This is a genomic window from Marichromatium sp. AB32, assembly GCF_003718675.1.
In the GTDB taxonomy this organism is placed as follows: Bacteria; Pseudomonadota; Gammaproteobacteria; order Chromatiales; family Chromatiaceae; genus Marichromatium; species Marichromatium gracile.
In genome coordinates, this window is record NZ_RHFJ01000026.1 from 23,698 (window position 1) to 50,369 (window position 26,672).

Sequence of the window (26,672 nt, forward strand, 5' to 3'; positions counted from 1 at the left end):
AAACGTAAATCGGGGTCAGAGCACGCCGGTGGCGCCCTCCTCGAGCCGCCGCACGATCTCCTTGACCACCGAGCCGGTGCCGCGCTTCTCGGTGGTCACCACCATGTCGGCGACCTGGCGATAGAGCGGCTCGCGCTCCTCCATCAGTTCGCGCAGGCGCTGCAGCGGCTCCTCGGTGTCGAGCAGCGGACGATTGCGGTCGCGGGCGGTGCGGGCGTGCTGCTGCTCGGCGCTGCAGTGGAGATAGATGACCACGCCACGCGCGGCCAGGTCCTGACGGTTCTCGGGGTCGATGATGACCCCGCCGCCGGTGGCCAGCACCATCCGTTCACCGGCGATCAGGTCGACGATGACCTGACGCTCGCGGGCACGGAAGCCGGCCTCGCCCTCGAACTCGAAGATGGTGGGGATATCGACACCGGTACGACGCTGGATCTCCTGGTCGCTGTCTTTGAAGGTGTAGGAGAGCGCCTCGGCGAGCTGACGCCCGACGGTGCTTTTTCCGGCCCCCATCGGGCCGACGATGAAGATGTTCTGTGCACGGATCATAGCGAAAGATATGCCAGGTTGTCTGTACGCGGGTGAGGTTCGCGTCCTCCCTCGCATCGAGTTGGATGAGCGCGCAGCGCGAACCGGCGGGGATGGCGGTGACCTACATCGCCTGCCGACCCGGGCGACCCGACGACACCGGCGAACGGTGGGCCAGCGCCTGCTCGGGCTGCGGAAACATTGGAACGAGGACCAAGGAGGTGTCTCGACGCGGGCGACGACGGCGGCGGGATGCCGGCCACCGTGCACGCCTTGCCCGGCTCGAGACCGACTCCCCAGGCAGCCCTCGGATGACATGGACGATCGACCGGGCACCCCGGCACGCATGCGGTCGCAGGCACGGCGGGACGGGTCGAGCGCGCCCATCAGCGGAGCGGGGCAACGCCCGGCTCGCGCGACATTCTAGCCCCATGGGGTAAGTTGCGTCCCGGATACGCGAAAAAAACGCCGGCATCCCCGGGAAAGATGCGGGTTCCCGAGGGCGCCGGGACGGCGCCATCAGCGTCGCGCGAGATCGCCGCGGAGGATCTTGGGGGTCACGAAGATCAGCAGTTCGCTGTTGTTATCCTCTCGCAGCTCCTGCTTGAACAGCCGTCCCACCACCGGGATGTCGCCGAGCCAGGGCACCTGTTCTTTCTTGAAGCCGCGGGTGCGCTCGTAGACGCCGCCGAGCACCACGGTCTCGCCGTTGTCGACCAGCACCGAGGTCTCCACCGAGCGGGTATCGATGGCGATGCCGCTATCGGTCTCGTTGGTATAGTTGGGCGCGTCCTTGTTGACCAACAGGTCCATGATCACCCTGTCATCGGGGGTGATGTGCGGGGTGACGTCGAGCTGCAGCACCGCGTCCTTGAACTGGGTCTGGGTGCCGTTCTGCGACACCGTCTGATAGGGGATCTGCTGACCGACCTTGATCGTCGCCTGGTGCTGATCGGAGGTGATCACCCGCGGGCTGGAGATGATCTCGCCGCGTCCCTCCTGTTGCATCGCCGAGAGTTCGAGCTGGAGCAGATAGGAGCCGACCTTGCCGATCAGGAAGTTGACCGCGCCGGATGGGTTGGGGGCGGCGAGGTCGACCATCAGGGTCTGGTTGTCGTCCTCGTCGATGATCCCGGAGTTGTAGGGGCTGCCGGTGTCGACGTTGAGACCGAAGGGGCCCTTGTCGAAGCCACCGATCTCGAGGGTGCCGGGCTGGGCGCCGGCGATCATCACCTCGTTGCCGCCCGCGGCGCCGAACGAGGTCGACAGCCCGAAGCGCACGCCGAGATCACGCGCGAAGTTGCTCTCGGCGATCACCACCCGCGACTCGATCATCACCTGGCGCACCGGTACGTCGAGCCGGGTGACGATGCCGCGGATGTCCTCGAGCCGCGCGGCGGTGTCCTGCACCAGCAGGGTGTTGGTGCGCTCGTCGACGGTGACGTTGCCGCGATCCTTGGTCAGCAGCTGATTCTCCTCGCTCTTGAGCAGACGGGCGAGATCGGCGGCCTTGGCGTAGTTGACCTGGATGAACTCCGAGCGCAACGGCGCCAGCTCCTCGATCTTCTGCATCGAGCGCATCTCCAGCTCTTCCTGGCTGGCGATCTCCTCGGTCGGCGCAACCATGATGACGTTGCCGGTACGGCGCATCGACAGTCCCTTGGTCTTGAGGATGATGTCGAGCGCCTGGTCCCAGGGGACGTTCTTCAGCCGCAGGGTGATGTTGCCGGTGACGGTGTCGCTGGCCACCAGGTTGAGATCGGTGAAGTCGGCCAGCACCTGCAGCACCGCCCGCACCTCGATGTCCTGGAAGTTCAGCGACAGCCGCTCGCCCTCGTAGACGACCTTGCTGCGCAGCTGCTCTTCCTTCTCCGCCGCGGTCAGCGGACGGAAGTCGAGGGTGAAGAGGTCGTCGGTCTGATAGGCCATGTAGTCGTAATCGCTGCCGGTCTCCACCGCGACCTCGACGTTGCGCCCGCGCGGGCGCGACTCGACGGCCACCACCGGGGTGGCGAAGTCGACCACGTCGAGTCGGCGGAACAACCGGCGCGGCAGCGAGGTGTCGTGCAGTTCGACCATCACCCGCCGCCCCTGCTCGCGCACCGTCACCCGGGTCTCGGGGTTGGGCAGACGGATCAGCACCCGCCCCTCACCCTCGGCGCCGCGTCTGAAGTCGATATCGCGCACCGAACCGCCGGAGGCCGGCGTCGACGGCGCGCGCGTCGCGGTCGGTCGGGACAGCGCCGCTGTCGTTTGCCGACTCGGCGGCGAGCCGGCCGCGTCGGCCTGGGTCTCGATGATCAGACGCACCCGGTTGCCCTCGCTGCTCACCCGATAGGGGACGGGATCGCTGAGATTGATCACCACCCGGGTGCGATTGCTCGCCTCCACCGCCACTAGGCTGTGCACCGAACCGATGCCGATCGGCAGCGAGCGCTCATCGAGCCCGTTGCTCACCCCGGGGAAGTCGAGCGCAATCCGCGCCGGCGCATCGGTGGCGAAGGTCTCGGGCGGACTCACCGGCGCCGAGAGCTCGAGTTGGATCTCGACCCGGTTGCCGGGCTGGGCGGCGAACTGCACGTCGCGCAGCTCCACGGCCATCGTCGCGGTGCTCCAGCCGGCGAGCAGCAGGAGCAGAAGACACAGCGACACGACCGGCCGGCGCACGCCGCGCGCCAGCGCCCTCCCGAGGCGTGCATCGGATTGAGATGGTGCGTTCATGCCGGGGTCCCCTCCAGAAATCATTCGGAAAGCTCCAGGGCCGCGTCGCGCTCGCGCCACTGCCCCGGGGCGTCGGCGACGATCTCGATGAGCTCGATCGAGTCCTCGTCGATGCTGACGATCTGCCCGTTGTTCAGCCCCATGTAGTTGCCGACCCGCACCCGGTGCAGGACCCCGTCCTGGGTCCGCACCAGCGCCCAGCGCAGGTCCGTCTGCTCGAGCGTCCCGACCATGCGCAAGGCATCGAGTGCATAGCCCTCGAGCACCTCCTTGCGGCGATTGGGGTCGGGCGCCAGACCGTTGTCGCTCTCCTCGGCGGCGAGCGGGGCGAGCCCGCGATCGGGGACGAAGGGGTCACGTCGATCGCCGGGGTCGAACACGAAGCTGTCGACCGGCTGGATCTCGGGCAGCGGCTCGACCGGACGCGGCGGACGCGACTTGACCTCGCCGACATAGCGTTCGAGATCGGACATGTTGCCGCCACCACAGCCGGCCAGCACCAGCAGCGCGGCGACCGGGACGGACAGGCGGATCCGGTTCATTGCGCCGCCCCCTCGTCGAGATAGCGATAGGTCTTGACGGTGGCATCGAGCGAGAGCTTGCGCCCCGCCTCGGCGACATCCCGGTCGCGACCGCCGGGCTGCTCGATCTCGATGTCGTGGATGGTGACGATGCGCGGCAGCGCCGCGAGCCCGCTGATGAATCGACCGAACTCGTGATAGCTGCCGTTGACGCGGATCCGGATCGGCAGCTCGGCGTAGAAGTCGCGCTGGTTCTCGCCCTCGGGCTCGAAGCGCTCGAACTCCAGCCCGTTGGCCAGCCCGGTCTGGGAGACATCGATCAGCAGCGAGGCGACCTCGGTCTTGTTCGGCAACTGGCGCAGCATGGCGCCGAACGACTCCTCCATCTCGGCGAGCTGCTGACGATAGCCGGCGAGGTTGGCCGCCTTGCGCTGTTTCTTCTCGAAATCGGCGCGCAGCTGCTGCTCCTGACGCTCGGCGGTCTCGAGCAGCATCAGCTGATTCTTGATGTCGAAATGGTAGGCCGCGACGCCGAGCAGCAGACAGCCGACCGCGATCACCGCCGCCTTGGCCGGCAGCGGCCAGTCGCCGATGGTGCTGAGATCGAGTTCGTTGAGTTGATTCAGATCCATGACGATCTCCGCCGCGTCGCGGTCTCCGTCGGGGGCGAGCCACGTGTCGCGCCGATCATGCCGGCTGGTCCTCGTCCTCGCCGCCGGGGCGGACCTGATCGAAGGACAGCCGGAAGTGGCTCAGCCCGGTCCCGGTCTTGTCCTTGTTCTCGATCAGCATCAGCCGCGGATTGCCGACCCAGTCCGATGACTCGATGCTGCTCATGAAGGCCGAGACCCGGGCGTTGGACTGGGCGCGCCCCTCGACCACCACCGAACGCCCCTTCTGCTCGAGACGGTTGAGATAGACCCCCTCGGGGATGGTCACCACCAGCTCCTCGAAGAGGTGGACGATCTCGGGCCGACTCTGCTGCAGGTTCTGGATGACCTCCATGCGCGCAAGCAGGTCGGCCTTGGTCTGCTCGAGCCGGTCGATCTCGCGGATCTTGCGCTGGAGCTGGGCGATCTCCTGCTGCAACAGCTGGTTGCGACTCTCCTGATAGGCGATGCGCCCGTCGTAATGAAGGTGCACCAGCACCGCCAGCACCAGGGTCGCGCCGAGCGCCGCGCCGGCGGCGATCGCCAGCTCCTTCTTGCGCCGCTGTCGCGCCTCTTCGCGCCACGGCAGCAGGTTGATCCGTGGCATCTCTAGTCCACTCCCCGCAGGGCCAGGCCGAGCGCGAGCATCATCCCCGGCGCCTCGCGCATCAACGCCTGGGCGTCGAGCGTCGGGGCCAGGGTCATGCGCGCGAAGGGATTGGCGATGGTGGTCGGAATACGCAGTCGCTCGCTGACGAGCTGATCGAGCCGGGGCAGCGAGGCCACGCCGCCGGAGATCACCAGCCGGTCGACCCGGTTGTAGCTGGTGCCCGAATAGAAGAACTGCAGCGCACGGCCGATCTGTTGCGCCAAGGCCTCCTTGAAGGGCGCGAGTACATCGATGTCGTAGCCCTCGGCGACATCGCCGTCGAGGATCTTCGCCGCCGCCTGCTCACGCGAGAAGCCGTAGCGACGCTGCACCTCGTCACGCAGCTGCTGCCCGCCGAAGTTCTGTTCGCGGGTATAGACGATGCGCCCCTCGTGGAGCACGTGCAGGGTGGTGGTCGCGCTGCCGACGTCGGCCAGGGCGACGGTCGCGCCCGGCTCGCCGTCCTCCTCGAGCAGCAGCGCACAGGCGTTCTCCATGGCATAGGCCTCGACATCGACGATCGCCGGCACCAGCCCGGCGGTCTCGAGGGCGTTGACCCGGTCGTCGACGTTCTCGGTGCGCGAGGCGGCGAGCAGCACGTCGATCATCCCCGGGTTGGTCTGCGAGGGACCGATCACCTCGAAGTCGAGATTGACCTCCTCGAGCGGATAGGGGATGTACTGGTCGGCCTCGAGTTCGATCTGGCTCTCCAGCTCGGCGTCCTCGAGTCCGCCCGGCATCACGATCATCTTGGTGATCACCGCCGAGCCGGCCACCGCCACGGCGGCACGCTTGGTCTCGGTGCCCGAGCGACTCACCGCACGGGCGATGGTCTCGCCCACCGCCTCGGACTCGACGATCTTCTTCTCGGCGACCGCATTGGCCGGCAGCGGCTCGATGGCGAAGTGCTCGAGGCGCAACCCGCTCGAGGCGTTGGCGTGCCCGCGCGAGAGTTCGATGAGCTTGACCGAGGTCGAGCCGATATCGACACCGATCAGTGTACGGTTCTTGCTGATGAGGCCGAACATTCAGTGATCTCGTCTGCTCGATCGTACCCGGAGCGGGTAAACCGACTTCTACGATAATGGCTCTAAAGATATCAAAATTTTGCGCTTTCGCGAGCATTCATCGTCGCGACGACCATCCTGGCGGCACCACCACCCGGTCCGCGCCCCGACAACCGAGCTCATCGCCGCGCCACGCACGGTGCCCTTGCCGGAACACCCTTCCGCCGCCGCCGTCGGCCATGCTAGTGTCGGTGCCGATACGGGCGTGACGACGCCCGCGATGGTCGTCCACAGACCCGCCCCGGCGGGACCGGCGAACGAGCGGAGGGGTTCAGCGATGACCGCACGAGCGCGCACCGACGCCCTGCGTGCGCGAATGGCCTACGAGGCCGCGCGCATCATGATCGAACAGGGCCTGTCCGACTTCGACCGGGCCAGACGCAAGGCCGCCACCCGCACCGGCATCCGCGACCGTCGGCACTGGCCGGACAACGAGACCGTGCAGGAGGCGCTGCTGACCCAGCGCCGGCTGTTCCGCGACGACGACGCCGCGCAGTTGCGGCGGATGCGCGAGGCCGCCGCCGGGGCGATGCGCAACCTCGCCGACTTCTCGCCGCGACTGGTCGGCGCGGCGCTGCAGGGCGTCGGCGACCCCAGCCTCGGGGTCGAGTTGCTGCTCTATGCCGAGCGCCCCGAGGACGTGCTCTTCCGTCTCCACGACCAGGGCATTCCCTGGGACGAGGGCGAGCGCACCCTGCGCTATCCCGGCGGTGCCCGCAATGCCCACCCCGCCTTCAGCTTCGTCGCCGGCGACCAGCCCTTCGAGCTGATCGTGCTGCCGCCACGGGCGCGGCGCCAGCCGCCGCTCGACCCGGTCGACGACCGCCCCTGGCGCGGCGCCGACCTCCCCGCCCTGGAGCGGCTGCTCGCCGAGCCCGGCGTCTGAACCGCCCGGCTCAGGCGCCGGGATAGACGAGACGGCGCCAGCGCACGCGATAGGGGCGCCCCGGGTCGGCACCGAGTTCGAGCAGCGCCAGCAACCGCCAGCCACCGTCGCGGGCGCGCACCTCGACGCGATAGCGCGGCCCACCGCGCAGCCTGGGATCGATCTCGCGCGCCGCGCGCAGTGCTTGCGCCTGCTCCAGCCCGAGACCGTCGAGTGCGGCGAGCACCGCCGCCGGGGCGAAGGCGCGCGCGATCCCGCCAGCGTCACCCGTCACCCGCGTCAGCGGCGCCAGCGCCGCGACCAGCTCGGGCGTCATCCCCGGCAGCAGCGCCAGCTCGTCGACCAGCGGCAGATCGCCATCGCGGGCCCCGAAGGCGCGACCGAGGGCGCGGTAATCGGCGTCTTCGGCGCCCCCCGCGCGGGTCAATGCATCGCCATCGCGCCAGTCGACGATCTCCGCCGCCAGCCGTCCGGCTCGCCCCGGTTCGACCCCGAGGACCCGCAACAGGTCGGTGAGCCGCTGCGGGTCGGCGCGGTTGAGATCGATCAGCCCGCCGAGGTCCTGGATGCGGACCTCCAGCCGCTCGCCGCCGAAGGTCCAGGGATGGGGCGTGGCGTCGACCCGCCACAGCGGCTCGCCAAGCCGCCCCGGCGGCAGCGTCAGGCGTAGCGCCACCTCGGCGAGCGCGGCATCGGCGGCGGCGCGGAAGCGCGCGGCGGCGAGCGCGTTGTCGACCAGCGCCAACTCGCTGCGCCCGGTGGCGGTCAGCCCGGCGGCCATCACCGTCAATAGCGCCAGCACCCAGAGCACCAGCAGCAGCGCCACCCCGCGCTGACGCGACGCACTCATCGCGCCGCCTCATCGGCGAGCGCCACCACCAGCTCGGGCCAGTCGAGCGCCGCGGTGCGCAACCGCATCCGCACCAACCGCGGCGGGCGCGGCTGACCCAGCCAGTCGCGATGCCAGGCCGGGCCCGGCTCGCCCTCGCGGGTGCCGTAATAGGCCAGCACGAAGCGCATCGGCCCCGCCAGCAGCAGGGTCCGGCCAAAGGCGCCGTCGCCCAGGTCCAGTTCCTCGCCCGGCGCACCGGGCGCTGGCGGCTCATCGGCCAGCGCCACCCAGGGCGGCGTACCGGACGCGCCGGCGAGCACCTCGGGATGGAACAGCCAGTGGGTGAGCATCAGCACCTCGCCGCGCGGACCCCGCTCGCGGGTCAGACGCAGCAGATGCAGACCGGGCAGGCCGACATGGGTCGACAAGGGCGCAACCCACTCCAGACGCTCGCTGTCACCGGCGAACACCGGGTGCACGCCGTCCTCGCGGGTCAGCGCCAGCGCCCGCCCCTGACGCAGCGCGCGACCGACGAAACCATGCACCGCGCGCAGCTCGGCGAGCGCCTCGGCGCGCGCGTCGACCGCCTCCCAGGTGCGCGCACCGAGGCGCAGACCGGCGAACACCAGGGTCGCGATCAGCCCGAGCAGCGCCAGCGCCACCAGCAGTTCGAGCAGGGTGAAGCCGCGCGCGCGGCGGCGCGGGCTCATGGCAGCGGCGCGCCGAGACGCTGGGTGGGCAGCACCAGCCGACGCTCGCGCCCGGCCTCGACCCAGCGCACCCGCGCCTCGACCCGGTAGGGCTGGGGATCGCCGGCGGCGAGCCCGGCGCGCGCCAGCGGGATCATCGCCAGGCTCCAGCGCATCCCCGCCGCCTCGCCGCCCTCGATCACCCCGGGGACGAGGTCGACGGCACCGCCGTCGACCAGCGCCAGGCGCGACTCGGCGAGCGCCGAGGCGCGTGCCAGCATGGTCGCGCGCTGACTGGCGAGCGAGGCGCGCGAGAAGATCTCCAGCAGCACCCCGAGGGCAAGGGCGAGGATGGCGAAGGCGACCACCGCCTCGAGCAGCGAGAAGCCGCGCTCGCGCGCCCGGCTCATGGCGCGCTCCAGGGGGCCATGTACACCCGCCCGGTCAGCCAGTGCACCCCGACCTGATAGCCGCGCCCCTCGGCGCTCAGCACGATGCGCCCGCCGCTCGAACTGCCGTCGGGGAAGAAACGGATGGCCCCGGCGCGCGCACCGACCAGCTCGGCGCGGGCCGTCTCCAGATGCAGCGCCAGACGCCGCGGCAGCTGCACCGGCGCCGCACCCGGCGGCTCCAGACGGTGCGCGGCGGGGCGCACCAGCAGCGCCTCGGCGCGGGCCTCGCGGATCGCCCGCTCGCGCGTCAGGCGCAGCGCGGCCACCGTGCGCCGCGCCGCAGCCTTGGCCTCGACCCCGGGGAGCGCGGCGCTGAAGGCGCCGGGGAGCGCGGCGAGCACCAGGCCGAGGATCGCCAGCACCACCAGCAGCTCGACCAGGGTGAACCCGGGCGCGCGAGCGGCGCGCACGCGCTCAGTCCCAGCTGTGGAGGTCGGCGCTCTCGCCCTCGCCGCCCTCGCGGTTGTCGGCGCCGAAGGTCCACAGGTCGAAACCGCCGTGCTCGCCGGGGAAACGGTAATGATAGGGGTTGCCCCAGGGGTCGGTGGGCACCTCGCCCTTGGTGAGATAGGGGCCGTTCCAGGTGTCGAGGTCGGCGGTATTGCGCACCAGCGCCTCGAGCCCCTCGCTGGTGCTCGGATAGCGCCCGACCTCGAGCCGGTAGAGATCGAGGGTGGCGGCGAGGCTGTCGACCTGCAGCTTGGCGGTCTTGCTCTTGGAGCTGTCGAGGAACTTCATCACCTGGGGACCGACCACCCCGGCGAGCAGTCCGAGGATGGCGAGCACCACCAGCAGCTCGACCAGGGTGAAACCGTACGTACGCGAACGCTGAGAATCCATGGCAATGCCGATACGCGAGTGAAGGGGAGGCCATTCTAGAGGGCCGGGGAAAGCACGGGCAAACGCCCGCGCCGGCCTCAAACCACCAGGGCGTTGGCACCGAGGATGGCGCCGAGGATCGAGAGGATGATCCCGGCGACCACCACCCCGAGGCCGAGGATCAGCGCCGGTTCGAGCAACGCGAGCAGGCGCTGCACCGCAGCGCGGGTCTCGCGATCGTAGATCGTCGCGACCTTCGCCAGCACCGGCTCCAGTCCGCCCGACTCCTCGCCGACCCGGACCATCTGCAGCGCCAGCGGCGGCAGCGCCTGGTGGCGCGCCAGCGGGCCGGCCAGACCACGCCCGCGACGCAGCTCGTCGCCGGCGGCCTCGAGCCGTTCGGCGAGCGCGCGGTTGGTCACCACCTCGCGGGCCAGATCGAGCGCGCCGGCCAGCGGCAGACCGTTGCCGAGCAGGGTGGCGAGGGTGTGACAGAGCCGCGCCGTCTCCAGCCGCCACAACAGCGCACCGGCCAGCGGCAGCCCGAGCAGGCGGCGATCGAGCCGGACGCGGCGCGCCGGGTCCTCCAGCCAGCGTTCGAGCGCCAGGGCGATCGGCGCGGGCAGACAGAGCAGCACCCACCAGTGGTCGCGCAGCAGCTCGCCGAGACCGATGAGGATGCGGGTCGAGCGCGGCAGGGTCGCGCCCATGTCGGCGAACAGGCCGGCGAACTGGGGGACGACGAAGATCAGCAACAGGGCCACCGTCAGCCCCGCCACCGTGACCAGGATCGCCGGATAGACCAGCGCCGAGATCACCGTCTGGCGCAGCTCGGCGATGCGTTCGAGATAATCGGCCAGACTCCCCAGCACGCGATCGAGCGCGCCGCCGGCCTCGCCCGCGCGCACCATGCTGACATAGAGCCTGGAGAACTGACCGTCCTGCTCGGCGAGTGCCGCCGAGAAGCTCGCACCACCGCGCACCCGCTGCTGCAGGTCGCCGAGCACCCGGGTGGTCGGCCCCGCGGCGGCCAGCTCGATGAGGATCTGCAGCGCACGATCGAGGGCCATGCCCGACTCCAGCAGGGTGGCGAGCTGGCGGGTCAGCGCGGTGACCTCGGCGCGCCCGAGCCGACGACGCGCGCGCGCGCGCAACCGCGCCCGCAGCCCGCCGGCCGGGCGCAGCTCCAGCACCAGCAGGCCCTCGTGCTGCAGCTGCGCGCGCAGCGCCGCCAGATCCGGCGCCTCGCGCTCGCCGTCGAGCGTCTCGCCCTCGAGCCTGACTGCGCGGAACTGGAAGCGCGCCATGGTCTCAGTCCTCGGCCACCCGCAGCACCTCCTCGATGCTGGTCAGCCCGGCGCGCGCCTTCGTCACCCCGTCCTCGAACATGGTCACCATGCCCTCGGCACGGGCGATGCGGCGGATCTCGGCGGCCCCGGCATGATCGAGCACGGCGGCACGGACCGCCTCGGAGAGGATCAGCAGCTCGCCGATCACCAGCCGGCCGTGATAGCCGGTGCCGCGACAGGCGTCGCAGCCGACGGCGCGGTGGAGGTCGAGCGCGTCCGTGGCGAGGCCGAGTCGCGCGGCCAGCTCGGCGTCGGCGCGATAGCGCGCGCGACAGTGGGGGCAGAGCCGCCGTACCAGCCGCTGCGCGAGGATGCCGTTGACGGTGGAGGTCAGCAGATAGTCCTCGACCCCCATCTCGAGCAGCCGGGTGGCACCGCTTGCGGCATCGTTGGTGTGCAGGGTGGAGAGCACCAGGTGTCCGGTCAGCGCCGACTGCACCGCGATGCGCGCCGTCTCCAGGTCGCGCATCTCACCGACCATGATGACGTCCGGGTCCTGGCGCACGATCGCCCGCAGCGCGCTGGCGAAGGTCATGCCGATGGCCGGACGCACCGGGATCTGGTTGATCCCGGCGAGCTGATACTCGACCGGGTCCTCGACGGTGATGATCTTGCGCGACTCGGTGTTGAGCCGCGCGAGCAGGGTGTAGAGGGTGGTGCTCTTGCCCGAGCCGGTCGGCCCGGTGACCAGGAGGATGCCGTAGGGGTGTTCGAGCACCCGATCGAGCCGCGCGCGCAGCGCGCCGTCGAAACCGAGGACGTCGAGATCGAAGCGCACCCGGTCCTTGTCGAGCAGCCGGATCACCAGACTCTCGCCGAACAGGGTCGGCACCGTGGAGACGCGCAGATCGAGCTCGCGCCCCTGCACCCGCAGCGGGATGCGCCCGTCCTGCGGCAGGCGGCGCTCGGCGATGTTGAGCCGCGCCATGATCTTGACCCGCGAGATCACCGCCGCGCTCGAGCGCACCGGCGGCGCCTCGACCTCCTGCAACACGCCGTCGACGCGATAGCGCACCCGCAGGGTGTCGGCGAAGGGCTCGAGATGGATGTCCGAGGCGCGCGCCTCGACGGCGCGCTGCAGCAGCTGGTTGACCATGCGGATCACCGGGGCCTCGCTGGCGAGGTCCTTGAGCTGCTCGATGTCGGTGGCGTCGATCTCGCCGCTCGGCTCCTCCGCCGCGGGCTCGGGCGCGGCCTCGTAGAGCCGCTCGAAGCTCTGTTCGAGCACGCTCGGCAGCGCCACCGCCAGACGCACCGGGCCGGCGGCGGCGAGTCGCACCGCCTGGACGACGAAGGAATCGGCGGGGTTGGCGAGTGCGACCTCCAGCACGCCGTCGCGCTCGGCCAGCGGCAACACCCGGGCGTCCTTGAGAAAACGCGGGGTGAAGCGCTCCTCGGCCACCGGCGCACCCGGAAAGCGCTCGGGCTCGACCAGTTCGAGCCCGAGCTCGGCGGCCAGCGCCTCGGCGAGCGCGCGCTCGGCCACCAACCCGAGCCGCAACAGCATCGGCAGCAGTGCCTCGCCGCCCTCCTCGGCGAGGCGCCGGGCGCGCGCCAGATCGCTCTCGGTGAGCCGGCCGGCGCGCGCCAGACGCGCCAGCGCCGCGGACTCGGCCGCGCTCAGCTCGGGGGCGGCGGACATGCGCAGGCGCCCTCCGGCGCGATCACCGGGCTCTGCCACTCCGGCAACAGCCCCTGCAGCAGCGCGCGGGCGGCGCGCTCGTCGCCATCGACCGCGCTGCGGCACAGCGCCTCGAGGCGATCTGGATCGAGCGCGACCCCGGCGCCGCGCGCGGCGCGGATCTTCGGGTGCGCGGTCTCGACCAGGTCCTCGCCGTCGTAGAACAGCTCCTCGTAGAGCTTCTCGCCGGGGCGCAGGCCGACGTACTCGATGGCCACGTCGACCCCGGGCTCGCGCCCGGCGAGCCGGATCATCTGTTCGGCGAGATAGGCGATGCGGATCGGCTCGCCCATGTCGAGAACGAAGATCTCGCCGCCCTCGCCGATCGCCGCCGCCTGCATGATCAGCTGGCAGGCCTCGGGGATGGTCATGAAGAAGCGCTCGATCTCGGGATGGGTGACGGTGAGCGGACCGCCGCGTTCGAGCTGACGGCGAAACAGCGGCACCACGCTCCCGGCCGAGCCGAGCACGTTGCCGAAGCGCACGGTGATGAAACGACAGCCCTCGGCGCGATCGAGGCGCTGGCACAGCGCCTCGGCCAGCCGCTTGGTCGCACCCATCACGTTGGCCGGGTGCACCGCCTTGTCGGTGGAGATCAGCACGAAGCGCTCGCAGGCGTGGGCGACCGCCGCCTCGGCTACCACCCGGGTGCCGCCGACGTTGTTGCGCACCGCCACCCCGACCTGATCCTCGAGCATCGGCACGTGCTTGTAGGCGGCGGCGTGGAAGACGATCGCCGGGCGCTCGGCGGCGAACAGGGCATCGATCGCGGTGGCGTCGGTGACGTCGAGCAGGTGGCGCGAGAAGGCCAGCCCGGGGTGGCGCTCGCGCAGCTCCAGCTCGATGCGATAGAGGTTGTACTCGCAGCTGTCGACCAGGATCAGTCGCTCGGGGGCGGCGCCGGCGAGCTGGCGCACCAGCTCCGAGCCGATCGAACCGCCGGCGCCGGTGATCAGGATCGCCCGTCCCGAGAGCCCGGCACAGATCCCGTCCCAGTCGAGCCGCACCGGGTCGCGCCCGAGCAGGTCCTCGATCGACACCGGGCGCAGCTGGCCGATGCTGACCTCGCCGCGCATCAGGCTGGCCAGCTCGGGGACGGTGCGGAAGGCCACCCCGGCGCGCTCGCACAGCGCCACCAGGCGGCGCATCTGTCGCGCCCCGGCGCTCGGCACCGCCAACAGCACCAGCTCGACGTCGTGACGCGCGGCCAGCGCCGGCAGCGCCGTGGTCGACCCCAGCACCGGCACGCCGTGGACCTCGCTGCCCTGACGGCGCAGCTTGTCGTCGAGGAAGCCGATCGGGACATAGGCGCGGCGCGGGTCGCGCAGCATGTCGCGCACCAGCATCTCGCCGGCGCGCCCGGCACCGACGATCAGCACCCGCTGACCGCCGGAGAGGTCGAGCTTGCGATCCTTGAGCCAGCGATAGAGCAGGCGCGGCCCGGTCAGCAGCGCCAGCTGCAGGCCGAGATAGATCACCGGCACCGAGCGCGGCAGCGCCAGCGAGCGGTTGACGATGAAGAGCACCGCGATCACCAGCAGCGAGCCGACCACCACCGCCTTGAGGATACGGATCAGGTCCGGCAGCGAGGCGAAGCGCCACACCCCGCGATAGAGCCCGAAGGCCCAATAGACGCTGCCCTGCACCAGCATCACCCAGGGCAGCACCTGCAGCGCCCCGGCGAGGAACTCGGGGGGGATCTCGCCGAGGTTGAAGCGCAGCCAGTAGGCCAGCAGCCAGGCCGCGGGGATGGTGACGAGATCGTGGGCGAAGGCGGCGGTGCGCGAGCGCAGCCGGTCGAGCACCGGGTTCATGCGCGCGACCCCGCGGCGGCGCGCTCGACCAGCCCGACCTTGAGGTGTACCAGCAGATAGATCGCGCACCAGGCACCGATCACCAGCCACTGATCGCGCGCCACCAGCCCCGGCGCGGCGACCGCGCAGGCGCTGGCGGCGGCCATCAGCAGCTGGGCACGCAGCAGGGTGCGGCGGTGCGACCAGCCGGCGAGCACCAGGCGCTGGTAGTGGTGCGAGCGATGCGCCTGCCACACCCGCTCGCCGCGCGCGAGCCGTACGAGCAGGGTCCAGGTGGCATCGACCACGAAGGGCGAGAAGGCGAGCAGCGCCACCCACAGCGGGAACAACCCGAGCTGCGCGCCCCACAGCGCCAGGGCCGCCGCCAGCAGCCCCAGCGAGGCCGAGCCGACGTCACCGAGGAAGATCCGCGCCGGTGGGAAATTGCCGCTGAGGAAGCCGGCACCGGCAGCGGCAACGCAACCGGCGACGGCGGCATAGCCCGGCTCGCCGCCGTTCCAGCCGAGCAGCGCCAGGGCACCGAAACCGAACAGGGTCATGCTCGCCGCCAGCCCGTCCATGCCGTCCATGAAGTTGTAGAGATTGGTCATCCACACCACCGCCAGCAGGGTCAGCGGCAGACTCGCGACCAGCGGCAGCGCCCACGCCACCCCGGGCAGCTCGACCACGCCCCAGCGCAACCCGACGGCGATCAGCACCAGCGCGCCGAGCACCTGGGCGAGCAGCCGCCAGCGCGGCGCGACCTCGCCGAGGTCGTCGACGAAGGCGACCGCCGCCACCGGCGCCAGCGCCAGTGCGATCCAGCCGAGCACGCCCGGCGCCAGCCCCAGCACGGCGAGCGCGAGCAGCGGCAGCGCCAGCCCCAGCAGCACCGCCAGACCGCCGGTGCGGGGCACCGGCGCACTGTGCAGCGAGCGGGCGTTGGGGACGTCGAGCGCACCGAACCGGGTGCCGGCGCGCGCAGACAGCCAGCGCGTGGCGAGCGCGCTCAGGAGCAGGGCGGCGAGCACCGCCACGGCCAGGATCGGGGTCTGTGGGATCATCTCGGAATGGTTCGAGGTCGGCGCCCGGCGCGGGCCGGGCGCGGTTGCATCGGGAAGGGGTCAGGCGGCGCGTGTCAGCCCCGTCTCGACCCGGGCGCGACACTCGCTGCCCTGCAGCAGTTCGAGCAGCTCCAGGGCGAAGTCCATCGCGGTGCCGGGGCCACGGCCGGTGACCACCTTGCCGTCGATCACCACCGGGGCGTCGACCAGTTCGGCCCGCGGGAAGTCGGCGGCATTGAGCGCGCCCGGATAGTGGGTGGCGCGACGCTCGTCGAGTAGCCCGAGGTTGGCCAGCGCCTTGGGCGCGGCGCAGATCGCGGCGGTATAGGCGCCGGCGGCGTGATGGCGCTGGAGCAGGGCGCGCACCCGCGGGTCCTGATCGAGATGATCGGCGCCGGGCAGGCCGCCGGGCAGCACCACCATGTCGAACTGCTCATCGGCGACCGCGTCGAGGGAGGTGTCGGCCACCAGCACGGTACCGTGACTGGCGGTGACCTCACGGGCACCGAGCGCGGCCGTCACCACCTCGACCTCACCGCGACGCAGCAGATCGATGATGGTCACCGCCTCGAGCTCCTCGAGACCTTCGGCGAGCGGGACGAGTACCCTGGGCATGGCTTGACACTCCTTAACTTGCAGTGATGGATGGATCGGCGGCCAGGGGCGCACTCAATCGGCGCGTGACCGCCCGAGGATGTTGACACCCTTGAGCACGTTGAGCGCCTCGAGCAACTGGTAGTCGTCGCGGGCGCGCAACGGCGTCGGCTCGACCTCGGCGTCGAGCGACTCGGTGGTCGCGGCCTCGGCGGGCTCGTCCGCCTCGACCGGAACCGTCCCGTCCCCGTCCGGATCGTCGAGATGACGCACCAGATCGGCCTCCTTGAGCGGCTCCACCGAGGCGCCGGCGAGGGGGCGGAACTCGCCGCGCTCGAGCAGGATGTCGGGGCTGATCCCCTGGGCCTGGATCGAGCGTCCGGAGGGGGTGTAGTAGCGCGCCGTGGTGAGCTTGAGCGCGGTCTCGTCGTCGACCGGGACGATGGTCTGCACCGACCCCTTGCCGAAGGTCTGGGCACCCATGACGATGGCGCGGCGCTGATCCTGCAGCGCGCCGGCGACGATCTCCGAGGCCGAGGCGCTGCCACCGTTGACCAGCACCACCAGCGGGGCGCCGTCGAGCACGTCGTCGGGACCGGCCTTGAAGTCGAGCCGGCTGCTCGGATCGCGCCCCTGGGTATAGACGATCAGCCCGCCGGTGAGGAAGGCGTCGCTCACCCCGACGGCGCTGTTGAGCACCCCGCCGGGGTTGTTGCGCAGGTCGAGCACCAGCCCCGCGAGCGGGGTCTCGCCCGCCTTCAGCGTCTCGATCGCCGCGGTCATGTCCTCGGCGGTGCGCGACTGGAAGTGGGCGATGCGGACATAGCCGTAGCCGGGCTCGAGCACCCGGCTCCTGACGCTCTCGACCTGGATGACGGCGCGCTCCAGGGTCAGCTCCAGCGGCGCCTCCTCGCCCTCGCGCATCAGCATCAGCACCACCTCGGTGCCTGGCTCGCCGCGCATCAGCTCGACGGCATCGTTGAGGCTCATCCCCTTCACCGGCTTGTGGTCGATGCGCACGATCAGGTCGCCGGCGCGCAGCCCGGCGCGCTGTGCCGGGGTGTCGTCGATCGGCGCGATCACCTTGACGAAGCCGTTCTCCATGCCGACCTCGATGCCGAGTCCGCCGAACTCGCCGCTGGTACCGACACGCAGGTCGCGGTACTCCTCGGCGTCGAGATAGGCCGAGTGCGGATCGAGTCCGGCGAGCATGCCGCGGATGGCGCTCTCGAGCAGCTCGCCGTCGGCGACCGACTCGACATAGTCGGTCTTGATGCGACCGAAGACCTCGGCGAAGGTGCGCAGCTCGTCGAGCGGCAGCGCCTCGGAGGCGGTGTCAGCGGCGGCGATCTCATCACCGGCGGGTTCGGCGGCATACGCCGACGGACCGACGGCGAGCAACAGCCCCAGGGCCAGGGCGAGCGGACGAGGCATGATCATCATGACGCGGGGATCTCTCGATCGATGATGGATTCGGCGACGCGGCGGCCGACCGGCGCACCGCGGACATCCCTGATGGCGTAAGGATCGCATGTTTCCGCACGCGCCGACAGCGCCGCCCCGGGCAACGGCGCATTGGACGACGCGCGCGGCGACATGTTCCCGGCGACCGGTGGGTGACCGAGCGCAGCGCGCGCGCCGGGACGACTGCACCACTGGGTCGGATCCTGTGGCTTGCCGTCGTGGCGGATGGCGAAATAGAGCGCCGGGCGCGGCTGGCCGCCACTGTTGCCACTGAGTGCGATCACCTCGCCGGCGCCGACCCACTCGCCGACCTCCTTGGTCAGCGCCTGGTTGTGGCCATAGAGGCTCATGAAACCGTCGCCGTGCTCGAGCACCAGCAGCAGGCCGAAGCCGCGCAGCCAGTCGGCGTAGACCACCCGGCCGTCGTAGACCGCATGCACCTCCTCGCCGGCCTCGGCGGCGAGCAGCACGCCGTCCCAACGCAGTTGGGAGTCGGCCTTGCGGCTGCCGAAGCCGGCCAGCACCCGACCCTCGATGAGCGGCCAGGTCAGCCGCCCCTTGCGTGCGGCGAAGGGATCGCGACGGATCTCGAGCTCGGCCTGGATGGCGGCGCGCTGACGCAGGTGCTCGATCAACCGACGCAGCGTCTCGGCATCGGCGCGGCGCGCGGCGAGGTCGTCACGACGCGCGGCGATCGCCGTCTCGAGCGCGGCAAGGACCGTTTCGCGCTCGTCCTGGGCGGCCTCCAGCCGGGCGCGCGTCGCGCCCCGCTCGGCGCCGAGCTCGGCCAGCAACGCGGCCTGCTCGGCGGCGGCGGCGGCGAGCGCGGCGAGACGCTCGATCTCGCCGCGTACCCGATCGATGCGCTGCACCCGGTCGCGATTGAGATAGGCGAAGTAGGACAGCACCCGCCCGGCGCGAACCGGGTCCTCCTGATTGAGCAGCAGCCGCAACCGGTCGGCGCGCCCGACCACGTGGGCGGTACGCACCAGCTCGGCCAGTTCGCCGAGCTGGCCGTCGAGCGCGGCGCGTGCGGTGAGGCGACGCTGCGCGAGCGCCTCGGCACGGACGCGCTGACGGGCCTCCTGCTGCGCGATCTCGCGCTCGGCCAGCGCGAGTCGGGCGATCTCACGCTCGTGCCCCTCGAGCGCGGCGATCAGCTCGCCACGGGTGCGCTGCTGATCGGCCAGCGCGGTGCCGAGGCGCTCGACCTCGCGCTCGAGCTCGACGAGGTCGCGCTGGCGCGTCTCGAGCGCGGGCTCGGAGCCGGCCGTCGGCGCCGCGACCGCCAGCAGCGTGCAGAGACACAGCCACGGCCAGGCACGAGGGACACAGGACGCCGCGTTCAACTCACCCACCCCCGGTCAATGTCTGCTCGATGATGCGCTCTCCGCCGCGGCGTGCGCGGTCGCCGCCCCAGCCCCGGCATCCGCGATCGATCCGGGCGGATTCGGCTCACAGCGCGCCGCATCGCGCTTGACGGGCAAAGCGTTTATCATCATATGGTGAAACATTGATTAGACACGATCACGATGGTGAGCAAGCTGAGCCAGTCTCCTCCCCCGATCCTCAACGCCGCCGGCTCCGAGCCACTCGACCTGTTCGCCGACGACGCGGATATCGAACGCGCCTCGCGTTCGCTCAAGGCGATGTCGCATCCGCTGCGACTGAAGATCCTGTGCACGCTCGGCGAGCAGGAGGTCAGCGTGCAGGAGATCGTCGACCATGTCGGCACCTCGCAGAGCAATATCTCCCAGCATCTGGCGATCCTGCGCGACAAGGGTATCCTGGCCTCGCGCAAGGACGCCAACCGTGTCTACTACCGTGTCAGCGACGGTCGCACCCTGCAGCTGATCGGGATGATGCGCGAGGTCTTCTGTCAGCACGTGCGCTGACACCTCCGGGGTGTCGCCCACCGCCGCGGCTCCTTATACTCTGAACCCCCTTTGCACCAGCGCCGGTTCGCGCGATCTCGCCGCCGCACCCCGATCAGCAGCGGTGACGGGCGGCACGCGGGCGGCGCTCCAACATTCATGTGAGACTGCATCGCGATGTCGCTAGACCAGCTCGTCCAGTTCGTGGGCAACCATTGGCTCCTGTTCCTGGCGCTCGTCGTCATCCTCGGGTTGCTCATCCACAACCTGATCGTCGGCAGCAAGGGCAGCGTCGAACCGCTCGCGGCCACCGAGATGATCAACCGCCAGGATGCGGTGGTGATCGACGTGCGCCCGGCGGCCGACTTTGCCAAGGGTCACATCCTCAACGCCATCAACATCCCCATGAACGGCTTCAAGAATCAGCTCGCCACCGTCGCCAAGCACAAGGGCAAGCCGATCATCGTCAACTGCCGCTCCGGCTCGCAGTCGCAGATGGCCTGCGCCCAGCTGCGCAAGGAGGGCTTCGAGGAGGTCTACAACCTCCGCGGCGGCATCATGGGCTGGGAGGCGGCGAGCCTGCCGCTGGCCCGCGGCGGCAAGAAGAAGCGCTGAGCCCCGCCGCGCGGCGGGCCTGATCGGCCCGCGCGAGCGCGGGCACCCTCGCCCCGTCCCGGCGCGCCGGGGCCGGGCCCGATCCGTTCCCGCCGCCCGACGCCAGTCAAGGACGTCGGGGGCACCACCAGACACAGGAATCGCGGCATGGCCGACAAGCAACAGCAGACCCCCGAGCGTCAATTCTCCGTCCAGCGCGTCTATATCAAGGATGTTTCCTTCGAGTCCCCCAACGCGCCCGAACTCTTCCGCGGCGACTGGACCCCGAAGCACACCCTCAACCTCAACACCAGGATCAATGATCTCGACAAGGACCACTACGAGGTGGTGCTCGAGGTCACGGTGACGGTCAAGGTCGGCGACAAGACCGCCTTCATCGTCGAGGTGCAGCAGGCCGGCATCTTCAACATCGCCGGTTTCCCCGAACAGGAGCTCGGCCCGATGCTCGGCGCCTATTGCCCGAGCCTGCTCTTCCCCTATGCCCGAGAGGTGGTCTCCGACCTGGTGGTCAAGGGCAGCTTCCCGCAACTGGTGCTGCAGCACGTCAACTTCGACATGCTCTTCGCCCAGCACCAGCAGCAGCGCGCCCAGCAGGAGGCCCAGCAGGGCGGCACCGAGCCGGCCGAGGCGGTCCAGCATTGAGCACCACCCCCAGCGCCCGGATCGCAGTCATCGGCGCCGGCTCCTGGGGCACGGCGCTGGCGCTGCAGCTGGTGGCCAACGGCCATCAGGTACGGCTCTGGAGTCATGAGCCGGAACAGATCGCGGCACTCCAGCGCGACCGCGAGAATCGCCAGTTCCTCCCCGGCGTGGCGCTGCCCGAAGGGCTGATCCCCACCGCCTCGCTCGCCGAGGCCCTGGCCGACGCCAGCGACTGTCTGGTGGTGGTGCCGAGCCATGCCTTCCGCACCGTCGCCCGTCAGCTCGCCGCACACCTCTCCAAGGGCTTCGGCGTGGCCTGGGCGACCAAGGGGCTGGACCCGGGCAGCAACCAGCTGCTCCATCAGGTCGCCCAGGAGGAGCTCGGCGAGCGCCCGCTGGCGGTGGTCTCCGGGCCGAGCTTCGCCCGCGAGGTCGGCGACGGCCTGCCGACGGCGGTCACCGTCGCCGCCGAACGCGAGCCCTTCGCCCAACACGTCGCCGGCCTGCTCCACGGCGGGCGCTTCCGCGCCTATACCAGCAGCGACATGGTCGGGGTGGAGATCTGCGGCGCGGCGAAGAACGTGCTGGCGATCGCCACCGGCATCGCCGACGGTCTCGGCTTCGGCGCCAACACCCGTGCGGCGCTGATCACCCGCGGTCTGGCCGAGCTGATCCGGCTCGGTCAGGCACTCGGCGGCCGCCCCGAGACCTTCATGGGGCTGGCCGGGATGGGTGACCTGGTGCTCACCTGCACCGACGACCAGTCACGCAACCGCCGCATGGGGCTGGCGCTGGCCCGGGGTGAGAGCATCGAGGCGGCACGCGCGCGCATCGGCCAGGAGGTCGAGGGCGTGATCACCGCCAAGGCGATCCACGGCCTGGCCCAGCGTCTCGGCATCGAGATGCCGATCAGCGAACAGGTCTATCTGGTGCTCCACGCCGGGGTCTCGCCGGCACAGGCGACCCAGGCACTGCTCGAGCGCGAACCCAAGCCCGAGTTCCACTGACCCCCACGCCCGGACCGCACGCGGTCCGGGCGCCCGCCCTCAGCGTGGCGCGGCACCGGCAAACCCCTGCTGGCGCCAGGCCTCGAAGACCACCACCGCGACCGCGTTGGAGAGATTGAGACTGCGATTGCCCGGACACATCGGGATATAGAGCCGTTGCGACTCGGGCAGCGCCTCGATGCGCGCGCGCGGCAGCCCCCGGGTCTCCGGACCGAACAGCAGCGCGTCGCCGGGCTGGTAGTCGGGCTCGGTATAGGGCACCTGACCATGACTGGTGAGCGCGAACAGCCGCCGCGGGGCGAGCTGCCCGAGACAGCTCTCGAGCGAGGCGTGTACGCGAACCTCCGCCCATTCGTGATAATCGAGCCCGGCGCGACGCAGCTTGCTGTCCTCGAGCACGAAACCGAGCGGCTCGATCAGGTGCAGCCGGGCCCCGGCGTTGGCGCTCAGACGGATCGCATTGCCGGTGTTGGGCGGGATCTCGGGCTCGTAGAGGATGATATCGAACATCGCGGGCGGGACTCGTCAGGAAGCAGCGGAGGGCGGAGGAAAATCCTTTGCGGACGGCGAGATATCCGCCCGCGCACCAGGGTTTAACGGTTGTCCCCGGCGCGCGGACGCATGATATATTAAGACTTCGGCATTTGCTAAATTCGCCGTCGCAGACGGCTCACGCCATAGTGGGGGACAGGTCCATGAGTGACATCGCCGCGCTGAAAGCAGAGAAGCAAGCGCTGATCGAGAAGATGGTCGAGATGCAGCAGCAGTTCATCGACTACGAACACGAAAACGGCGTCTCGGGTAAGGACTACTGGGGGTCCCAGGAGGGCCTGCTGGCCAATTACCGTGACGAGTACATGACGATGGCCAACCGTGTTGTCGACATCGCCCACGAACTCGTCGGGTCCTCGCGACTCTGACCCGACAGGCCCCGGCAGCCGCCGGGGCCGCCGCAGTCACCCCGTCTCCGGGCGCAGGTGCTCGATATATCGAGGCACCGCCTCCAGCTCCAGCCGCACCGCCTCGCCCCGCACCACCAGCGGCGCCTCCAGCCCCTCGAACTCCAGACTGCACCCCACCCGTCCCCGGCTCTCGAAGGGCACCGGGATCATGTCGCGATAGACATAGAGGTTGTCCTCGAGTTCGCCACCGCTGCAGCACAGCTCACCCGGAGGGGGCAGGACGGTCTCGTCGGCCCCTTCGAACACCAGGGTTCCGGCCTGCCACCAGCGTGTCCGCTCGCGCGAGCCGGTCATGGTCTTGAGCTGATAGGCGCGCGAGAAATGGATCCGCAGCTGCCCGCCGCGCTGCTCGACGGCATCGACCGTCGAGCCCTTGAGATCGATACTGATGCTGTCCACTCGACTCACTCCATCGCCATGCCCGGTCCACGACGTCCGGGCCTCGTCGACCTAGTGTCGCGGCAGCCGCCGCCCAAGCCAAGCCCGGCGCTCAGTCCACCCCGGTCTCGGACTCGCTCTCGAGCCCGAGCTCCTTGATCTTGCGGGTCAGGGTGTTGCGCCCCCAGCCGAGCAGCCGCGCCGCTTCCTGGCGCCGCCCGCCGGTCTGTTCGAGGGCGCACTGGATGAGGGTCAGCTCGAAGACCGGCAGCGCCTCGTCGAGCAGACCGCGCTCGCCCTGCTGCAACCGCTGCCGCGCCCAGCGCCGCAACACCGTCTCCCAGGATGTCTCGGGCTGCTCCTGGGTCAGCGAGGCGCTGAGATCCTCGGGCAGGTCCTCGGCATGGATCTGCTTGCCCGAGGCCATCACCGTGAGCCAGCGCGCGGTGTTCTCGAGCTGACGCACGTTACCCGGCCAGTCGAGTCGCTCGAGCCGCTCGATCGCCCCCTGCATCAGCACCTTGGGCTCGCAGCTCAACTCGCGCGCCGCCTGCGCGAGGAAGTGGCGCATCAGCAGCGGGATGTCCTCGCGGCGATCGCGCAGCGCCGGCAGATGGATACGGATGACGTTGAGTCGGTGGAACAGGTCCTCGCGAAAGCGTCCCTCGCGCACCAGCGACTCGAGGTCCTGGTGGGTGGCGGCGATGATGCGCACGTCGACCTTGATCGGCGCGACCCCGCCGACACGATAGAACTCGCCGTCGGCGAGCACCCGCAGCAGCCGGGTCTGCAGCTCGGCGGGCATGTCACCGATCTCGTCGAGGAACAGGGTACCGCCGTCGGCCTGCTCGAAACGCCCCTCGCGGCGCGCCTGGGCACCGGTGAAGGAACCGCGCTCGTGACCGAACAGCTCGGACTCGAGCAGGTCGCGCGGGATCGCCGCCATGTTGAGGGCGATGAACGGACGTTCGCTGCGCGGGCTGTGACGATGCAGCGCCTGGGCCACCAGCTCCTTGCCGGTGCCCGACTCACCATTGATCAACACGGTGATGTTGGAGCGCGCCAGCCGCCCGACGGCGCGGAACACCTCCTGCATCGCCGGCGCCTCGCCGATGATGTCGGGTCCGGTCGGACGCGCCACCTCCTCCTGACGCTCCTCGCGACCACGCCGGCAGGCGCGGCTGACCTGCGCCACCGCCTCGTCGAGATCGAAGGGCTTGGGCAGGTACTCGAAGGCGCCGCCGTGGAAGGCGGAGACGGCGCTGTCGAGGTCCGAGTGCGCGGTCATGATGATCACCGGCAGCCCGGGGTAGCGGGCCGAGACCTGTTCGAGCAGATCGAGCCCGTCGATCCCCGGCATGCGGATGTCGGAGAGGATGACGTCGGGCTGCTCGCGCTCCAGCGCCTCCATCACCCCGACCCCGTTGGAGAAACAGGTGACGTGCATCTGCGCCTTGCGCAACGCCCGTTCCAGTACCCAGCGGATCGACCGATCGTCGTCGATCACCCAGACCCGGGGCTCGCGATTCCCGCGCTCGAGACTGTGCGGCATCATCGCGCTCCCGGCATGCCGACGGCATGCCTCGGGCGGCGTGGGCACGGCGACGCCGACGAGGTTGGCGAATGGGGTGGTTGCAGGTTCCTATGCATGCTCCGACTCCAGCGGCAGATAGACGAAGAACACCGTCTCGCCCGGCCGGCTCTCGCATTCGATCAGCCCGCCGTGCTGGTTGATGAGTTCCTGTGCGATGGGCAGCCCCAGTCCGGTGCCACCCTGCTTGCCCGAGACCATCGGGAAGAAGATCTTGTCGCGGATGTCCTCGGGGATCCCCTGGCCATCGTCCCGAACCTGGGTCTGCAACACCAGCCGATAGCGACGACTGCCGATGGTGAACTGACGCAGCACCCGGGTGCGCAGCTCGACGCGTCCGTCCGCGCCGGTGGCGGCCGCGGCGTTGCGCGCGAGGTTGAGGAAGGCCTGGATCAGCCGGTCACCGTCGCCCATCAGGTCGGGGATGCTGGGGTCGTAGTCGCGCACCACCTCGGGGCCGCGCGGGAACTCGGCGAGGATCAGCCCGCGCACGTGCTCGAGCACGTCGTGGATGTTGAGCGTCTCGCGCTGGGGCATGCGGTTGGGCCCCAGCATGCGATCGACCAGCGACTGCAGGCGGTCGGCCTCGTCGATGATGATCCGGGTGTATTCGCACAACGCGGGGTCGGGCAGTTCCTGCTCGAGCAGCTGGGCCGCGCCGCGCAACCCGCCGAGCGGATTCTTGATCTCGTGGGCGAGGCCGCGGATCAGCGCCTGGGTGGCCCGGTGCTGGGTGAGCAGGTGCTCCTCGCGGGTGATGCGCAGCTGACGATCGACCTGATAGAGCTCGACCAGCACCCCCTCGTCCGCACCAAAATGGTGCAGGGGCAGCACGGTACAGTTCACCGTCTTGGTGCGCCCGTCGGCCACGGTGACGTTGATCTCACGTTCGGTGAAGGGGTGGCGCGAACGCAGCGCCGCCGCCAGCCGGGCCTCGACCTGGCCATCGGGGCAGGGCAGCAGGTCGGCGGCAGCCTGACCGATCATGTGTCGGGCGCTGGCCTCGAAGAGGATCTCGGCCGCCGGGTTGAGGTATTCGAGCCGCAGCCCTCGATCGAACAGCAGCACCGCCATGTTGACGTGATCGAGGATCGTCCGCTCCAGCGAGCGCTTACCGGTGGTTTGAGCTGTCATGGTCCATCTGCGCGACTGAGTGAGGTCATCCGAGACCGGAGGACGAGACAGGGCATCCTGTCGTCGAAGAAAAGACTAGCAAGAGACAGGCCAGTGCGGCCAGGAGGAGTGCTCAGAGCTCGCCGGGGGGCGCGTCGCGACGCAGCTCGAAGCGAAGTGTCGGGGCGCGGGCGATCAGCACACCCTGCTCGTCGCGGATCAACGCGCCGAGGCGGTGGGGACCGAAGGCCACGCCATTGAGGGCAAAGCGGGTGGCGCCGGCCTCGATCACCGTCTCGAGTCCATCGAGCACCATCGCCAAGCGATGCCCCGGTTGCAGCGCGGGTTCGAGTCCGAGTTCGACGGCGAAGCGACCCTCGCCGCGCATCAGCACCTCCGCATCGACAGGGGAGAGGATCTCGAAGCGCGCATAGGGCCCGGGGAAGGGGGCGCTGGCAGGGGGCGGATCGACGGGGCTGTCGGCGCCGCGCGAGACCGGGGCGTCGACATGGAGATCGAGTCGCTCGGCGGTGGCGTCGGCGGGTCGATCGGAGAAGTGCACCCGCCCGTCGGCATCGACCCAGCGATAGACGCCGGCCTGGACGATGAGGCAGGGGAGCAGCAACAACGCGAGGAGCAGTGCCGGCCGGATCATGGCCGAAGCATAGTCCAGCGTCGGAGGGGGCTCAAGCGGGGACGCCTGGACGTCGGTGGCGCATCCCTGCGCCGAG

Annotated in this window: 29 protein-coding genes; 6 read left to right on the forward strand and 23 right to left on the reverse strand. The window is 70.3% G+C overall.

The features are described 5' to 3' along the window. Nucleotides 1-15: 15 nt before the first annotated feature. The 6 genes from aroK to EBL85_RS09640 all read right to left on the reverse strand — a co-directional run bounded on the left by aroK (nt 16) and on the right by EBL85_RS09640 (nt 6,097). Nucleotides 16-549 carry a shikimate kinase AroK gene (gene aroK, locus EBL85_RS09615; protein WP_123139049.1) on the reverse strand — a complete coding sequence of 178 codons (534 nt, stop codon included), beginning with the start codon at nt 547-549 and terminating at the stop codon, nt 16-18. A gap of 498 nt (nt 550-1,047) precedes the next feature. After that, a complete protein-coding gene (gene pilQ, locus EBL85_RS09620) occupies nt 1,048-3,249 on the reverse strand; it encodes a type IV pilus secretin PilQ (RefSeq protein WP_123139050.1) in 2,202 nt (733 codons plus the stop codon). Between the two features lie 20 nt (nt 3,250-3,269). Then, nucleotides 3,270-3,791, reverse strand: coding sequence for a pilus assembly protein PilP (locus EBL85_RS09625; RefSeq protein WP_123139051.1), 522 nt, complete (start codon nt 3,789-3,791; stop codon nt 3,270-3,272). Further along, on the reverse strand, nt 3,788-4,402 hold the full coding sequence (locus EBL85_RS09630; protein WP_123139052.1) for a type 4a pilus biogenesis protein PilO: 615 nt from the start codon (nt 4,400-4,402) through the stop codon (nt 3,788-3,790). The genes EBL85_RS09625 and EBL85_RS09630 overlap by 4 nt, the downstream gene beginning before the upstream one ends. A 55-nt stretch (nt 4,403-4,457) precedes the next feature. Further along, entirely contained in the window at nt 4,458-5,027 is a 570-nt protein-coding gene (locus EBL85_RS09635; protein ID WP_123139053.1) for a PilN domain-containing protein, read from the reverse strand. A 2-nt stretch (nt 5,028-5,029) separates the two neighbouring features. Then, nucleotides 5,030-6,097 (reverse strand): pilus assembly protein PilM, encoded by a 1,068-nt coding sequence (locus tag EBL85_RS09640; protein ID WP_123139054.1) that lies wholly within the window; start codon nt 6,095-6,097, stop codon nt 5,030-5,032. A gap of 316 nt (nt 6,098-6,413) precedes the next feature. On the opposite strand from EBL85_RS09640, the gene EBL85_RS09645 reads away from it, so the two are divergent. Then, entirely contained in the window at nt 6,414-7,022 is a 609-nt protein-coding gene (locus tag EBL85_RS09645; RefSeq protein ID WP_123139055.1) for a hypothetical protein, read from the forward strand. Between the two features lie 10 nt (nt 7,023-7,032). Here EBL85_RS09645 and EBL85_RS09650 read toward each other — a convergent pair whose 3' ends face one another. From EBL85_RS09650 to EBL85_RS09705, 12 genes are all read right to left on the reverse strand, one after another. Next, complete coding sequence (locus EBL85_RS09650; protein ID WP_123139056.1) at nt 7,033-7,872, reverse strand: general secretion pathway protein GspK; 840 nt, start codon at nt 7,870-7,872, stop codon at nt 7,033-7,035. Next, the gene (locus EBL85_RS09655) at nt 7,869-8,564 is read right to left on the reverse strand and encodes a prepilin-type N-terminal cleavage/methylation domain-containing protein (RefSeq protein ID WP_123142794.1); all 696 of its coding nucleotides are present in this window, start codon (nt 8,562-8,564) and stop codon (nt 7,869-7,871) included. The genes EBL85_RS09650 and EBL85_RS09655 overlap by 4 nt, the downstream gene beginning before the upstream one ends. After that, nucleotides 8,561-8,953, reverse strand: coding sequence for a prepilin-type N-terminal cleavage/methylation domain-containing protein (locus EBL85_RS09660; protein WP_123142795.1), 393 nt, complete (start codon nt 8,951-8,953; stop codon nt 8,561-8,563). Before EBL85_RS09660 ends, EBL85_RS09655 begins: the two co-directional genes overlap by 4 nt. Continuing rightward, the gene (locus EBL85_RS09665; RefSeq protein WP_123142796.1) at nt 8,950-9,405 is read right to left on the reverse strand and encodes a GspH/FimT family pseudopilin; all 456 of its coding nucleotides are present in this window, start codon (nt 9,403-9,405) and stop codon (nt 8,950-8,952) included. Before EBL85_RS09665 ends, EBL85_RS09660 begins: the two co-directional genes overlap by 4 nt. 4 nt (nt 9,406-9,409) lie before the next feature. After that, entirely contained in the window at nt 9,410-9,835 is a 426-nt protein-coding gene (gspG, locus tag EBL85_RS09670; RefSeq protein ID WP_123142797.1) for a type II secretion system major pseudopilin GspG, read from the reverse strand. 77 nt (nt 9,836-9,912) lie between these two features. Continuing rightward, nucleotides 9,913-11,121: a type II secretion system F family protein gene (locus EBL85_RS09675; protein ID WP_123142798.1), complete on the reverse strand. Its 1,209-nt coding sequence runs from the start codon at nt 11,119-11,121 to the stop codon at nt 9,913-9,915. Nucleotides 11,122-11,125: 4 nt separating this feature from the next. Next, nucleotides 11,126-12,805, reverse strand: a complete 1,680-nt coding sequence (gene gspE, locus EBL85_RS09680; protein WP_123142799.1) for a type II secretion system ATPase GspE — start codon at nt 12,803-12,805, stop codon at nt 11,126-11,128. After that, complete coding sequence (locus EBL85_RS09685) at nt 12,784-14,658, reverse strand: nucleoside-diphosphate sugar epimerase/dehydratase (RefSeq protein WP_123142800.1); 1,875 nt, start codon at nt 14,656-14,658, stop codon at nt 12,784-12,786. Before EBL85_RS09685 ends, gspE begins: the two co-directional genes overlap by 22 nt. After that, the gene (locus EBL85_RS09690; protein ID WP_123142801.1) at nt 14,655-15,701 is read right to left on the reverse strand and encodes a glycosyl transferase; all 1,047 of its coding nucleotides are present in this window, start codon (nt 15,699-15,701) and stop codon (nt 14,655-14,657) included. Before EBL85_RS09690 ends, EBL85_RS09685 begins: the two co-directional genes overlap by 4 nt. A gap of 60 nt (nt 15,702-15,761) precedes the next feature. Further along, nucleotides 15,762-16,316, reverse strand: a complete 555-nt coding sequence (locus tag EBL85_RS09695; protein ID WP_123139065.1) for a DJ-1 family glyoxalase III — start codon at nt 16,314-16,316, stop codon at nt 15,762-15,764. 54 nt (nt 16,317-16,370) lie between these two features. Next, a complete protein-coding gene (locus EBL85_RS09700) occupies nt 16,371-17,738 on the reverse strand; it encodes a S41 family peptidase (RefSeq protein ID WP_123142802.1) in 1,368 nt (455 codons plus the stop codon). Then, on the reverse strand, nt 17,735-19,108 hold the full coding sequence (locus tag EBL85_RS09705; RefSeq protein ID WP_223806108.1) for a murein hydrolase activator EnvC: 1,374 nt from the start codon (nt 19,106-19,108) through the stop codon (nt 17,735-17,737). Before EBL85_RS09705 ends, EBL85_RS09700 begins: the two co-directional genes overlap by 4 nt. 183 nt (nt 19,109-19,291) lie before the next feature. Here EBL85_RS09705 and EBL85_RS09710 point away from each other — a divergent pair, with 183 nt between their 5' ends. The 4 genes from EBL85_RS09710 (at nt 19,292) to EBL85_RS09725 (ending at nt 21,897) form a co-directional block, all read left to right on the forward strand. Continuing rightward, nucleotides 19,292-19,654, forward strand: a complete 363-nt coding sequence (locus EBL85_RS09710; RefSeq protein ID WP_123139067.1) for a helix-turn-helix transcriptional regulator — start codon at nt 19,292-19,294, stop codon at nt 19,652-19,654. Between the two features lie 156 nt (nt 19,655-19,810). Beyond that, nucleotides 19,811-20,248 (forward strand): rhodanese-like domain-containing protein, encoded by a 438-nt coding sequence (locus EBL85_RS09715; protein ID WP_062272671.1) that lies wholly within the window; start codon nt 19,811-19,813, stop codon nt 20,246-20,248. A 147-nt stretch (nt 20,249-20,395) separates the two neighbouring features. Continuing rightward, a complete protein-coding gene (gene secB, locus EBL85_RS09720) occupies nt 20,396-20,890 on the forward strand; it encodes a protein-export chaperone SecB (protein WP_123139068.1) in 495 nt (164 codons plus the stop codon). Next, nucleotides 20,887-21,897, forward strand: a complete 1,011-nt coding sequence (locus EBL85_RS09725) for an NAD(P)H-dependent glycerol-3-phosphate dehydrogenase (protein ID WP_123139069.1) — start codon at nt 20,887-20,889, stop codon at nt 21,895-21,897. The genes secB and EBL85_RS09725 overlap by 4 nt, the downstream gene beginning before the upstream one ends. 39 nt (nt 21,898-21,936) lie before the next feature. Here the strand turns inward: EBL85_RS09725 and EBL85_RS09730 are convergent, their stop codons facing one another. Further along, a complete protein-coding gene (locus EBL85_RS09730; protein WP_123142803.1) occupies nt 21,937-22,407 on the reverse strand; it encodes a tRNA (cytidine(34)-2'-O)-methyltransferase in 471 nt (156 codons plus the stop codon). 185 nt (nt 22,408-22,592) lie between these two features. Between EBL85_RS09730 and EBL85_RS09735 the strand changes: the two genes are divergently transcribed. Beyond that, a complete protein-coding gene (locus EBL85_RS09735) occupies nt 22,593-22,817 on the forward strand; it encodes a hypothetical protein (RefSeq protein WP_062272772.1) in 225 nt (74 codons plus the stop codon). A gap of 36 nt (nt 22,818-22,853) precedes the next feature. Here the strand turns inward: EBL85_RS09735 and EBL85_RS09740 are convergent, their stop codons facing one another. The 4 genes from EBL85_RS09740 to EBL85_RS09755 all read right to left on the reverse strand — a co-directional run. After that, the gene (locus tag EBL85_RS09740; protein WP_123139071.1) at nt 22,854-23,258 is read right to left on the reverse strand and encodes a hypothetical protein; all 405 of its coding nucleotides are present in this window, start codon (nt 23,256-23,258) and stop codon (nt 22,854-22,856) included. Nucleotides 23,259-23,349: 91 nt separating this feature from the next. Continuing rightward, on the reverse strand, nt 23,350-24,789 hold the full coding sequence (gene ntrC / locus EBL85_RS09745; protein WP_123142806.1) for a nitrogen regulation protein NR(I): 1,440 nt from the start codon (nt 24,787-24,789) through the stop codon (nt 23,350-23,352). 90 nt (nt 24,790-24,879) lie between these two features. Next, nucleotides 24,880-25,962, reverse strand: coding sequence for a nitrogen regulation protein NR(II) (gene glnL, locus EBL85_RS09750; protein ID WP_123139072.1), 1,083 nt, complete (start codon nt 25,960-25,962; stop codon nt 24,880-24,882). 112 nt (nt 25,963-26,074) lie between these two features. After that, on the reverse strand, nt 26,075-26,672 hold a 598-nt coding region (locus tag EBL85_RS09755), incomplete at its 5' end, for a DUF4124 domain-containing protein (protein WP_223806109.1).